An 11937-nucleotide genomic window follows, 5' to 3' on the forward strand; every position below is an offset into this window, starting at 1 on the left:
ACCGTACGATTCCGCTCCGCACGGAATTCGGGAGTGATGTCCACTCAACGTGAGGTGGCCGTGAGGTGAACAGCGGGGGCCGTGCGAAGAGGGGCGTCGGGGAACGTATGGTCGATGACCATGCAGCAAGGTTCTGTGAAGTCTTCCCGTCGCGGCCGTCGGTCCACCACCATGGGCGACATGCCTGTCAACGACATGCCCTGGTGGCGCTGGCGCTCCAACGTACGCTCCGCGCTGCACATGCTCTCCGACCTCACCTTCCAGCAGGACTGCTGGGCGGCGGGCCGGCAAGGCTACGGCGATGTGACGGACGCCGTCTACCGACTCGTCGAGGACACCTGGCTGGACAACTGGTCGGCCGAGAAGTACGTCGGAACGATCTTCCGCGACTCGCAGGAGGCCGCGCTGGTCGACACCGCGGTACTCCGCGTGCTGCGGATCATGCACCAGGTGGGGGCCGACGCGCCCGTCGCCTCCTACATGGAGCACCACGGCTGGCCCGAGGCGGTACGGGCCGCGCGCGACGCGCACGTACGCCTGGCCACCAACGACGGCGAGGACCCCGACGAGCCGCCCCGCTCCCTCGACGTGCTGGCGATCATGCTGCGCCAGGTCTGACGGGCACGGTCCGACGGGCGGGCGCGGTCCGACGGGCGGGCGCGGCGCCGCGTGCGGTGCGGGGTGTGCCAACCTTGTCCCATGAGCCAGTCGCACCCCGCCCCCGACCCTGACCAGGCACCCCGCGAGAACGTGCGCGCCCGCGGCGGTCAGCGCCCCGAGCAGTACGTCCTCACCCTCTCCTGCCCGGACAAACAGGGCATCGTGCACGCCGTGTCCAGCTACCTCTTCATGACCGGCTGCAACATCGAGGACAGCCAGCAGTTCGGGGACCACGACACCGGGCTCTTCTTCATGCGCGTCCACTTCTCGGCGGACGCGCCCGTGTCGGTGGAGAAGCTGCGCGCGAGCTTCGCCGCCGTCGGGGACTCGTTCCAGATGGACTGGCAGATCCACCGGGCCGAGGACCGGATGCGGGTCGTGCTGATGGTGAGCAAGTTCGGGCACTGCCTGAACGACCTGCTGTTCCGCTCCCGCATCGGCGCCCTCCCCGTCGACATCGCCGCCGTGGTCTCCAACCACACCGACTTCGCCGAGCTGGTCGCCTCGTACGACATTCCCTTCCACCACATCCCGGTGACCCGGGACACGAAGGACGAGGCGGAGGCCAGGCTGCTGCGGCTGGTCGAGGAGGAGAACGTCGAGCTCGTCGTGCTCGCGCGCTACATGCAGGTGCTCTCGGACAACCTCTGCAAGCAGCTCTCGGGCCGCATCATCAACATCCACCACTCCTTCCTGCCGAGCTTCAAGGGCGCCAAGCCCTACCACCAGGCGCACGCGCGTGGCGTCAAGCTCATCGGTGCCACGGCGCACTATGTGACCGCCGACCTGGACGAGGGGCCGATCATCGAGCAGGAAGTGGAGCGGGTCGGTCACGAGGTCACGCCGGAGCAGCTTGTTGCCGTGGGGCGTGACGTGGAGTGTCAGGCGCTGGCCCGCGCGGTGAAGTGGCACAGCGAACACCGCGTCCTCCTGAACGGTCACCGCACGGTCGTCTTCGCGTAACCCCTTCGCGGGGTGCGGAAGGAAACGGGGGGTTGGTCTGTTCGTCGGGGGTGTTGCGCGGGACGGTTGCCCGGTGTGGTGGGCACTGTAGGGTCCCGCGCTGATTTTTGCGCCGCTGCACGGGGGTGCGCGTGTGGCGGGGCGTCGTGTTCGGCTGCCTGGCCGGTGGCTTCGGCGCGGCGTGTGGTTGCGGTGCGTCGCGGCTGGCGCCGCGTGATTCCGGGTTGCGGCCGTGGTTATGGGCGCGTGGGTGGGGGGTGTCCGGTGCCGGGCCGGGGTGTCTCCTCGGCGTGAAGGTCTCGTTGTCGACTCTCGGCCGGTGACTTTCTCGACCTGCGGGGACACCCCGCCCCGTCCCCGTCCCGCCGGTGGCCCGCTATCCGGTTCCGGGTCGGCTGACGCCCACCCCCCTTCGCAGGGGTGCGTAGCCCGGTGCCCCTTTGGGTTTCGTGCGCGGCTGCGGGCCGGTGGGTGGGTTGTGCCCACCCGTTCCGCCATGCGGAACGCCTGCCCACAACAGTTGGAGCGGACCGGAGGTTGGCCACCGGGTGGGAGGGGACGTGGTGGGGTGTCCCCGCAAGTGGTGGCGACGAGTATGTACAGGCAGCCGAAAAGCCGACCCGCACTTGTCGCCGCCCGAGGAGACACCCCGGCACGGCACCGACCCCCACCAGCACCCCACAACCACGGTCCGAGCCAAGAATCACGCGGCGCCAGCCGCGTCGTACCGCAACCACACGCCGCGTCGAAGCCACACAGCCGCACCCGAAAAACGGCGCCAAGCCACCCCCCCCTGCGTGCAACGGCGCAAAAATCAGCGCGGGACCCTACGGCACCCACCACACCGGCGAACCGTCCCGCGCAACGCCCCCGGACAACCTGGTCGGGAACGGGAACCCCAACAACACCCGCACCCGAAATCGGCAGACCCCCTAGAGGCGGGAGAGGGAGGCGGCGGCGAAGAGGACGTCGCGGATGGCCTCGCGGTCGCCGTCCTGTCCGGCCGCCGCGTCCTGGGGCGGCACGTGGCCCGCCGCGAGCTGGCAGAACTCCATGCGGTCCAGCGCCACGTGCGCCACCTCCTCCGCTCTGGAGGGGACCGCTCCGGGTGAGTCCAGCGGGATGTACCAGTGGCCGCCGCCGCTGCCCTCGACCTCCAGGTGCAGCGTGCGTCCCGGCGCACCTGCCGCGCCCAGTCGGCGGGGCGGGGCCGCGAGCCCCGCGCGGCGGCGCCCCGCGATGGTGACGGGCAACTGGCGGGCCGCCAGATCCACCATCCGGTTCAGATGCTCGCCCGAGGGCAGCTCGTACGGGTAGTCGACGGCGTCCGCGATGTCCCCCGCGTGCACCCAGCACTCGAAGGCGCGGTCCAGGAACGCGTCGCGCAGGGGCAGCGCGAAGTCGCCGTAGGAGACCTCGATACCGGCCGAGGCGGCGCCCGCGAAGGAGACCGTGCGCAGCAGGGTGTGGCCCTGTTCGCGCCAGGGCTCACGGATCGCGGGGGAGCGCAGCTCCGCGGGGGCCGCGCGCCAGTACGCCTCCGTGCGCGTCAGCGGACTCGTGCCCGCGCTGTCCTGCACGGCCAGCTCGGCGAGCGGGTCGTCCAGGCCGAGCGCCGCCGAGACGAGTCCGTCCACGGCGCGCAGATGCCCGATCACCCCGGCGACGGTGGTCTCGCGGGTCGCCTCCTCCCGGCCGTCGAACCAGCGCAGCAGCACCGGGGCCCGCCACTCCTCCTCGGCCATGTCGCGCAGCAGCGCGTCGAGCCGCGCGGTCTCGGCGTCGTACGGAGCGGCCCACTCCGGTACCGGGATACGGGCCGGACGCCGCCCGAGGCAGCCCTCCAGGACGCGTGAGCGCAGCATCGGGTCGAGGTCCAGGCTGTCCTCGGGGTGCAGCAGGCCGACGGCGTCCCGCAGCCGCAGTGCCTCCTCGGCGCAGGTGGCGCAGTCGGTCAGATGGGCTTCGATCGCGGCCGTCTCCTCGGCAGAGCAGGCGGCCAGCGCCCAGGCGCCGAGCAGCGACTTCAGGACCCGGTGGTCGTATGCGGGCGGCTCCGGGGGCCCGGGCGGCTCGGGAGGGCCCGGTGCGTCCTCGCCGCCGTCACGCACGGAGTCCCCCGCGTCGTCCTCCGTACCGTCGCGCACGGAGTCCCCCGCGTCGTCCTCCGTACCGTCGCGCACGGAGTCCCCCGCGTCCTCGGTGGCCCCGCGCTGCTCCGGCACCTCTTCGCGCCGGGCCGCGCCGGACGGCGGGCGCGGCGCGGGGGAGGGGCCGGGCGGCGGGGCGGGTGCGTCGTCGGCTGCGGTCCGGGGCGGCGGTATACGGGGCGGCTGGGCCGCTCCGCTCCCGGGCCCCTGCCCTGGCCCGCCCGTGCCGGGGCTGCCGTCGGAGGGGACGCCGCCCCGGCCGCCGGGCCCGCCGGGGCCTTCCCGGTCGCCCGGTCCGCCCTGGCCGTGCGGGGCGTTCATTCCGGCCGTCCGAGACCACGCGGCTGGGCGGGCAGGGGCCGGGTGCGCGCTGAGGAGAGGAGCTGGAGGCCCAGGCGCAGCCTGCGCCGTGCCTCGTCCTCGGTGACGCCCAGTTGCCTGGCGGTCTGGCGGTAGTCGCGGCGCTGGAAGTAGGCCAGCTCCAGCGCCGCGCGCAGGGAGGCGGGCATGGAGGTGACGATGTAGTCGGCGCGGGCTGCCGTGGACGCGGCGCGCACCTTCTCCTCGATCTGCTCGAAGCGCTCGGGGGAGCGCGGCCCGAGGTCCCGGTGCCGCTGACGCAGCCGGGCCGCGGCCCGGCGCTGGGTGACTCCGGCGATCCAGGAGCGCAGCGGGCCCTCCTTCGGGTCGTACGCATCCGGATGCTCCCAGACGTGGGCGAAGACCTCGCGCGTGGTCTGGTCGGCCGCCTCCTCGTCGTCGAGGACCCGGTGCGCGAGGCTGTGGACGAGCGAGGCGAACCTGTCGTACAGCTCGCCCAGCGCGGCGGCCTCACCCCGCGCGAGGCGCTGCTGCATCTTCCGGTCCCAGCGCGGTGGTGTGTCATTCGCCATGTGGCTCCCCAGCCCGTACGTACCGCCCTCGTCACGCGCTTCAACACATCGAATGTAGTGCGAGGGGCGGACAACGCACGCCCCTTTGCGGCAATGTGCGCCCCGGAGCGACTGCTGACCGTACTGATCACGTCACCTTCCGCTCGCCCTCACCCGCCGCCCCGGAACGATCACTCTCGAATTCCGCCAGGAGTTATGCGGGTGTGACTGGAACTATGGGGAGGAACAGAAGGTCCAGGGCATAGGGTCTTGGCCAGGGGCCAGTTTTGACTGCGACCGGCAGGGCAGCCGAGTCGAGGAAGGATCACTTCCGGTACGCGATCACGGCGCGCCACGTCGAGAAGGAGCGCACCAGGCCGAGAAGGGGCGCACCACGCCGATCGAAGGGGATGCGAGACCTGTGTCGTTGAAGGTGTTGGAGGAGGAGCGGGGGGAGTGGGCCGTCCTCCGGGTCTCCGGCGAGATGGATCTGGTCACGTCCCCCGCGGTACGGCAGCACGTGCACGACGCGGTGGCCGACGGTCGGCGAAGTCTGGTTCTGGACCTCTCCGACGTGCTCTTCTGCGACTCCAGCGGCGTGGGTGTCCTGATCGCGTCGCGTCGGCTGATGCGCTCTTGCGCGGGGAGCCTCCGGCTGATCCTGCCCGCGCAGGGTGCCGTGGACGGATCGCATGTGAACCGCGTGCTGGCGGCGCTCGGTGTCCGCCGTCTCTTCGACTGCTACCCGGACCTGGACGCGGCCACTGGGCGCGGCGCCACGGCAGGCCCGCTCTCCGCCTGAGCCGCTGCCCCTTTTCGCCGGGCCGACGCCTCACCCGGATCGTCCGAGGTCACCCGAACCGCTCGCGCAGCTTGTACTTCAGCACCTTCCGCAGCGCGTCGTTGCGCGGCAGCACGTCCACGGTCTCCCACTGCTCCGGCAGCTTGTGCACGGACAGACCCGCGTCCCGCAGATACGCGGTGGCCTCCTCCAGCGTCAGTGTCCCGGCCCCCTCGGCCCGCTCCACCACGGCACACACCCGCTCCCCGCGCTCCTTGTCGGGCAGCCCGATCACCGCGACGTCGCCGACGGCGGGGTGCTCGTAGAGCAGCTGCTCGATCTCCTTGGCCGAGATGTTCTCTCCCTTGCGGATGATGATGTCCTTCGTGCGCCCGGTCAGCACCAGATAGCCGTCCGGTGTGAGGTGCCCCAGGTCGCCGGTGATGAGGAAGCCGTCCGCGTCGAACGCCTCCGCCGTCTGCTCCGGGTCCAGATAGCCCTGGCACACGGCCTCGCCGCGCAGCCGCACCTCCCCGTCCGTGCCCGCCGGCAGCGGCTTGCCGTCGGCGTCGGTGATCCGTATCTCCATGGCCTCGGGCGGCCTGCCCTCGGTGGTGGCGAGGTTCTCCGGGGTGTCGTCGGGGGCCCCCATGGTGATCATGGGGGCCTCGGTCATCCCGTAGCCGTGGGTGAGCTGGCAGCCCAGCTCCTGGACGACCTCGTGGTACAGCTCCGCCGGTTTCGCCGCGCCGCCGCCCGCGAGCAGCCGCAGCGACGGGATCAGCCTGGTGCCGGGCCGCTTGCGCTGCTCGGCCAGGAACATCGCGTAGAAGGCGGTGGAGCCGCCCGCCGTGGTCACGCCGTTGCGGCGGTACGCGTCCAGCGCGTCCGGCAGCGCGAACTTCTCGAAGAGGACGGCGGGAAACCCGTAGAGCAGCAGCATCACCAGATAGTCGGGGCCGCCGATGTGCGCGTACGGGAAGGCGATCGAGCCGACGTCGTCCGGGCGCAGCCGCAGCGCGTGGGCGAGGCAGGAGCCGCCCGCGATGAGGCTGCGGTCGGTGTGCCGCACGCCGCGCGGGTCCGAGGTGGTGCCGGAGGTCCAGTAGATCCAGCGCACCGCCGTGCCGTCGGACGGGGGTGGCGGGAGGGTGGCGGGATCGCCGTCGGGGAGCGCGTCGTGGACGGCCAGCAGTTGTACGGGTTCCCCGCCGGTCCCCTCCGCCTCTTCCGCCTCTTCTGGTTCCTCCGGTTCCGGGGCGACGCGACGGGCCATCGCCCCGTAGTCGAAGTCCCGCCAGCGGCCCGGGTGGACGAAGTACCGGGCCCGGGTCGCACGGAGCGCGAGGCCGACCTCGCGGTCGCGGTAGAAGGGGATGACCGGGGTCTGTACGGCGCCGAGGCGTGCGAGGGCGAGGGAGAGGACCACGGTCTCGATGCGGGTGGGGAGCTGCCAGGCGACGGTGTCCCCCGGGCGCACGCCCAGCGCGTACAGCCCGGCCGCCGTGCGCTCGGCGCGCGTGCGCAGCCCGCCGAAGCTGATGCGTCGGTCCGACGGCCCCTCGGTGCCGGTGCCAGCGCTTCCGCCCTCGTCCCCGTCCCCGGCCTGGATCAGTACCGGCGCCTCCGGGCTGAGCGCGGCCCTGCGCGCGAGCAGTTCCCACAGGGTGCGCGAGGCGTCCAGTGCGTCCGGTGCGTCGACTGCGTCCGCGGTGCCGGTCATGCGCCCTCCCCTGTCGGGCCCGTGCGGGACCCGGAGTGACGTCAACTGACGTTCCGTCAGATCGTGCGGGAAGCGTAAGCCTCCACGCCTTGTCGGTCCAGAGGTCGCGGGGCTAGCCTCTTTCTGACGGGTCATCAGATACGGGCGAGGGGATATCCCGTGACGGAGCTACCGCGCATCATCAGCGTCGACGACCATGTGATCGAGCCCGCGCACCTCTTCGAGACCTGGCTGCCGCGCAAGTACCGCGAACGCGGCCCCCAGCCGCTCACCACGGGCATCGGCGAGCTGGAGTACACGGGCGGCAAGTACCGGATCACGATGGACCCGGACGGCCCTCCGGCCGACTGGTGGATCTACGAGGACCTGAAGTTCCCGTACAAGCGCAACATCGCCGCCGTCGGCTTCGACCGCGACGACATGACCCTGGAGGGCATCACCCGCGCCGAGATGCGCCGCGGCTGCTGGGACCCCGTGGAGCGGCTGAGGGACATGGACCTCAACCATGTCGAGGCGTCGCTGTGCTTCCCGACCTTCCCGCGCTTCTGCGGGCAGACCTTCGCCGAGGCGCACGACAAGGAGGTCGCGCTCGCCTGCGTGCGCGCGTACAACGACTGGATGGTGGAGGAGTGGTGCGGCGGCAGCGGCGGGCGGCTCATCCCGCTGTGCATCATCCCCTTGTGGGACATCGGACTGGCCGTCGCCGAGATCAGGCGGAACGCGGCACGCGGCGTGCGCGCCGTCACCTTCAGCGAGATCCCCACCCACCTCGGGCTGCCCAGCATCCACAGCGGCTACTGGGACCCCTTCTTCGCGGTCTGCGAGGAGACCGGAACCGTCGTCAACATGCACATCGGCTCGTCCTCGCAGATGCCAGCCGCCTCCCCCGACGCGCCGCCCGCCGTCCAGGCGTCGCTGTCCTTCAACAACGCGATGGCGTCGATGATGGACTTCCTCTTCTCGGGCGTGCTGGTGAGGTTTCCCCGGCTCAAGCTCGCTTACAGCGAGGGCCAGATGGGCTGGATTCCGTACGCCCTGGAGCGCGCCGACGACGTGTGGGAGGAGCACAGGGCGTGGGGCGGGGTGCGGGACCTGATCCCCGAGCCGCCCTCCACGTACTACTACCGGCAGATCTTCTGCTGCTTCTTCCGCGACAAACACGGCGTCGCCTCCCTCGACACCGTCGGGCGCGACAACGCCACCTTCGAGACCGACTACCCGCACGTCGACTCGACCTTCCCGCACACCAAGGAGGTCGCCCTCGACCATGTGAAGGGCCTCGACGACGAGACGGTGCACAAGCTGATGCGGGGCAACGCCATCCGCATGCTGGGGCTGGACCTCGTATGAGCCCCGCACCGAACGGTGCCGGTGCCTTCCCGGCCGGGGGCGCCTGATGGACCTGACGTCCACCGAGGAGGAAGAGGACTTCAGGCGGCGGCTGCGCGCCTGGCTGGGCGAGGTGCTGCCCAAGCTGCCCGCCAGGCCGGACCCCCTGGACTGGCCGGGGCGGCGCGCCTACGACCTCGGCTGGCAGCGCATGCTCCACGACGCCGGGTACGCGGGGCTGCACTGGCCACGGGACGCGGGCGGCCAGGGTGCCACCCCGGCGCAGCATCTGATCTTCCTGGAGGAGACCGAACTGGCGGGCGCGCCCTACGTAGGCGCCAACTTCGTCGGACTGCTGCACGCGGGCCCCACCATCGCGGCCGAGGGCACACCGGAGCAGCGCCGCCGCTGGCTGCCGCCGGTACTGCGCGGCGAAGAGGTCTGGTGCCAGGGCTTCAGCGAGCCCGAGGCGGGCTCCGACCTGGCCTCGCTGCGCACCCGCGCGATCCGGGACGGCGACGACTACGTCGTGACCGGCGCCAAGATCTGGACCTCGCACGCGGAGGTCGCCGACTGGTGCGAACTCCTCGTGCGCACCGACCCCGACGCGCCCCCGCACCGAGGCATCAGCTGGCTGGCGATGCCCATGGACGCGCCCGGCATCACCGTACGGCCGCTGCGCACGCTCGCCGGGTCCGCCGAGTTCGCCGAGGTCTTCCTCGACGAGGTGCGCGTCCCCGTGGGCAACAGGGTCGGCGCGGAGAACGACGGCTGGCGCGTCACCATGGTGACCCTCTCCTTCGAGCGCGGCACGGCCTTCGTGGGCGAGGTCGTCGCCTGCCGCCGCGTGCTGCGCCGGGTCGCGCGCGCCGCGAAGGCGAACGGGACGTGGGACGACCCGGTGCTGCGACGGCGCCTGGGGCGGCTGCACGCCGAGTTCACGGCGCTGTGGCGGCTGACGCAGTGGAACGTCAGCGAGGCGGGGCACGCGCTGGCGCGGGGCGGGAGCGGGGTGCCGGGGGTGGGTGCCTCGGTGTTCAAGCTGCGCTACTCGCACGCCCGGCAGGAGCTGTACGACGCGGCGGCGGCCGTGCTGGGTCCCGGTGCCCTCGACGCCGACGAGGAGTGGACGGCCGACCGCCTGTCCTCCCTCTCGTACACCATCGCCGCCGGAACCTCCCAGATCCAGCGGAACATCGTCGCCGAGCGCGTCCTCGGCCTCCCGAAGGGACGGTGACGGCGTGGACTTCCGGCTCACCGAGGAGCAGCGGGCGCTGCGCCAGGGCATGCGCGATCTGCTGGAGCGCCGTTTTTCCCCTGACGCGCTGCGGGCGGCAGGGCGGGCCGCAGCGGCCCCGGAAGGACAAGAGGGGGGAGGCGGGGCAAAACGGGCGGCCGGTTTCGGGCTCGACCGCGCGCTGTGGCGGGAACTGGGCGCGGCCGGGTTCTTCGGGCTGCGGCTGCCCGAGTCGGCGGGCGGGGTCGGCCTGGGCATGCCCGAGGCCGTCCTCCTCTTCGAGGAGGCGGGACGCGCGCTGCTGCCCGGCCCCCTCGTCGCGACGCACCTGGCCGCGAGCCGGGAGAACGGGGGTGCCGAGGAGGCGGCGAAGGGTGTGGCGGCGGCTGCGGCGGAGGGGGAGGCCGTGGTCACGGCTGTGGACGGCGGCCTCGTGGAGTGGCTGGACGAGGCCGACACCGTGCTCGGCGACGCCTCCGGGGCCACGTCGCTGCGCTCCGTCGACCCGCTGACACCGCTGCACCGGGTCCCCGTCCCCGAGGCCCGCGAGGCCGCCGTTCCCGGCCTTCCCGTACGGGAGGCCGCGCTGCTCACCGCGGCGCTCCAGCTCGGCAGCGCCTCGCGCACCGTCGCCATGGCGGTGGACCACGCGCGGGCGCGGCACCAGTTCGGGCGGCCTGTTGGCGCCTTTCAGGCGGTCAAACACCTGTGCGCGGAGATGCTGGTGCGCGCCGAGACCGCGCGCGCCGCCGTCTACGCCGCCGCGGTGACGGGTGAGGCGGCCGAGACGGCGGGGGCGAAACTCCTCGCGGACGAGGCGGCCGTGCGCAACGCGCGGGACTGCCTTCAGGTGCACGGCGGCATGGGCTTCACCTGGGAGTCCGAGGTCCACCTCCACCTCAAGCGGGCGTGGCTGCGGGCCGGGCAGTGGCAGGACGCGGCGGCGGCCGAGGAGGAACTGGCGGGTGCGCTCTGAGTAACCACTGGGGCGCTAAGTGACGCTTAGTGGTCCGATGCGCAATTTAGACGCGTAATGCGGGATTGCGTGATTACGCTGCGTCGATATCGGGTTGTGTCCTCGATGTGGTGGGCAGCGAGCGGGGGACGTCATTCCGCTCCGGTACCCTCCCTGGGGTGCGAGCGGTTCCTGGGCGCGGCAAAAGCGAAACGAGTGCATGATGCGGTGTCGTTCGACTGCGCCTGGGCAGGGTCGCACAGTATGCAGTACGTCTACTCCTTTGCGCCGGAATATGCCTGAAGCGCTTGTTGCAGTGACTATGCGTCAACCATGCTGTTCTCTGCCGGGGTCACGTTCTGTGACGACGAGGAGACAAGAGGCGATGTGTCCGCCGATTCGGATGGTGTGAGCGGTGCAGGTGCTTCAGGTGCAGTTGGAAATCGGATCCGACCCGATGGAGGTCGGCCGCGCCCGCAGGTGGGCCAGATCCAGGCTCGCGGGGTGCGGTATCGACGCGGACGAGCCGCTGGCGGAGACCCTGATCCTCCTGATCTCGGAACTGGTGACCAATGCGGTCGTGCATACGGGCTGTCCCGCCGTGCTGCGCATGCTGCTGCCGGTACGCCCCGTTCTGCGGGAGTCGGGGGCCGTGCGCGTCGAGGTCGCGGACGTGAGCAGCCGCCCGCCGCGCCAGCGGCAGGCCGACGGTGACGACACCAACGGCCGCGGCCTTGAGCTGGTCTCGGGCCTCGCCGACAGGTGGGGCTGGGAGCGCGAGGAGGGCGGCAAGAGCATCTGGTGCGAGCTGGACTGCGACCGGCCGGGCGAACCGGACTGCGCCGAGCCCGGCGGAGCCGGTGCGGGATCCGGCGCGGGAGCCGGTTCCGGGGCCGGTTCCGGAGTCGGCGCCGGTTCCGGAGTCGGCGCCGGTGCCGGTGCGGCGGCCGGTTCCGGTGTCGGGGACGCCGCTCCGGACGCGTTCGCGATGGGTGTGTACGGACGGGTGTGGGCTCGGACAATCGGGGCATAACCCTCAAAGTCCAGACCAGGTGTTGACGTCTCGTATCTGGTTGATCACCCTTGGATGGAGCGATTCGTCGCGAGGGGACGCCGAGGGCCGTGTGCTTCCTCGGCGAGTGCGGGTCGTGTTCCGGCGCCGGCCTCCGTTGGAGGCAGGGCCCGAGCGTCGGAGCCGGGTGGCGGTCCGCCGTGCCGTGCTCGGGGTGCGCATGGGCGCACCGCCACCCGACCGGCTTTCCCCTTC

Annotated in this window: 10 protein-coding genes; 7 read left to right on the plus strand and 3 right to left on the minus strand. The window is 71.9% G+C overall.

The window, feature by feature from the left end:
• The first annotated feature begins 171 nt into the window (after positions 1 to 171).
• Together ACYVOO_RS37985 and purU are read left to right on the plus strand one after the other, a co-directional pair.
• Entirely contained in the window at positions 172 to 618 is a 447-nt protein-coding gene (locus tag ACYVOO_RS37985; protein ID WP_453344821.1) for an SCO4402 family protein, read from the plus strand.
• An 81-nt stretch (positions 619 to 699) separates the two neighbouring features.
• Positions 700 to 1623, plus strand: coding sequence for a formyltetrahydrofolate deformylase (gene purU, locus ACYVOO_RS37990; protein WP_453344822.1), 924 nt, complete (start codon positions 700 to 702; stop codon positions 1621 to 1623).
• A 932-nt stretch (positions 1624 to 2555) separates the two neighbouring features.
• Here the strand turns inward: purU and ACYVOO_RS37995 are convergent.
• Together ACYVOO_RS37995 and ACYVOO_RS38000 are read right to left on the minus strand one after the other, a co-directional pair.
• Complete coding sequence (locus ACYVOO_RS37995) at positions 2556 to 4094, minus strand: zf-HC2 domain-containing protein (RefSeq protein ID WP_461020281.1); 1539 nt, start codon at positions 4092 to 4094, stop codon at positions 2556 to 2558.
• Positions 4091 to 4666: a sigma-70 family RNA polymerase sigma factor gene (locus ACYVOO_RS38000; RefSeq protein ID WP_461020282.1), complete on the minus strand. Its 576-nt coding sequence runs from the start codon at positions 4664 to 4666 to the stop codon at positions 4091 to 4093. Before ACYVOO_RS38000 ends, ACYVOO_RS37995 begins: the two co-directional genes overlap by 4 nt.
• Positions 4667 to 5066: 400 nt before the next feature.
• Here ACYVOO_RS38000 and ACYVOO_RS38005 point away from each other — a divergent pair, with 400 nt between their 5' ends.
• Entirely contained in the window at positions 5067 to 5447 is a 381-nt protein-coding gene (locus tag ACYVOO_RS38005) for an STAS domain-containing protein (protein WP_453344825.1), read from the plus strand.
• A 49-nt stretch (positions 5448 to 5496) separates the two neighbouring features.
• On the opposite strand, the gene ACYVOO_RS38010 is transcribed toward ACYVOO_RS38005, so the two are convergent.
• The gene (locus tag ACYVOO_RS38010) at positions 5497 to 7149 is read right to left on the minus strand and encodes a class I adenylate-forming enzyme family protein (protein WP_461020283.1); all 1653 of its coding nucleotides are present in this window, start codon (positions 7147 to 7149) and stop codon (positions 5497 to 5499) included.
• A 159-nt stretch (positions 7150 to 7308) separates the two neighbouring features.
• Here ACYVOO_RS38010 and ACYVOO_RS38015 point away from each other — a divergent pair, with 159 nt between their 5' ends.
• From ACYVOO_RS38015 to ACYVOO_RS38030, 4 genes are all read left to right on the plus strand, one after another.
• On the plus strand, positions 7309 to 8499 hold the full coding sequence (locus ACYVOO_RS38015) for an amidohydrolase family protein (RefSeq protein WP_461020284.1): 1191 nt from the start codon (positions 7309 to 7311) through the stop codon (positions 8497 to 8499).
• A 46-nt stretch (positions 8500 to 8545) separates the two neighbouring features.
• Entirely contained in the window at positions 8546 to 9715 is a 1170-nt protein-coding gene (locus ACYVOO_RS38020) for an acyl-CoA dehydrogenase (RefSeq protein WP_461020285.1), read from the plus strand.
• Positions 9716 to 9719: 4 nt separating this feature from the next.
• Positions 9720 to 10691: an acyl-CoA dehydrogenase family protein gene (locus ACYVOO_RS38025; protein ID WP_461020286.1), complete on the plus strand. Its 972-nt coding sequence runs from the start codon at positions 9720 to 9722 to the stop codon at positions 10689 to 10691.
• Between the two features lie 394 nt (positions 10692 to 11085).
• Positions 11086 to 11703 carry an ATP-binding protein gene (locus tag ACYVOO_RS38030; RefSeq protein WP_461020287.1) on the plus strand — a complete coding sequence of 206 codons (618 nt, stop codon included), beginning with the start codon at positions 11086 to 11088 and terminating at the stop codon, positions 11701 to 11703.
• Positions 11704 to 11937 lie beyond the last annotated feature (234 nt).

This window comes from Streptomyces daliensis, assembly GCF_054782395.1.

Bases quoted from the DNA above. Each gene is read 5' to 3' on its own strand.
- purU (WP_453344822.1), top strand. From the start codon at position 700: ATGAGCCAGTCGCACCCCGCCCCCGACCCTGACCAGGCACCCCGCGAG.
- ACYVOO_RS38020 (WP_461020285.1), top strand. From the start codon at position 8,546: ATGGACCTGACGTCCACCGAGGAGGAAGAGGACTTCAGGCGGCGGCTG.
- ACYVOO_RS37985 (WP_453344821.1), top strand. From the start codon at position 172: ATGGGCGACATGCCTGTCAACGACATGCCCTGGTGGCGCTGGCGCTCC.
- ACYVOO_RS37995 (WP_461020281.1), bottom strand. From the start codon at position 4,094: ATGAACGCCCCGCACGGCCAGGGCGGACCGGGCGACCGGGAAGGCCCC.
- ACYVOO_RS38010 (WP_461020283.1), bottom strand. From the start codon at position 7,149: ATGACCGGCACCGCGGACGCAGTCGACGCACCGGACGCACTGGACGCC.
- ACYVOO_RS38000 (WP_461020282.1), bottom strand. From the start codon at position 4,666: ATGGCGAATGACACACCACCGCGCTGGGACCGGAAGATGCAGCAGCGC.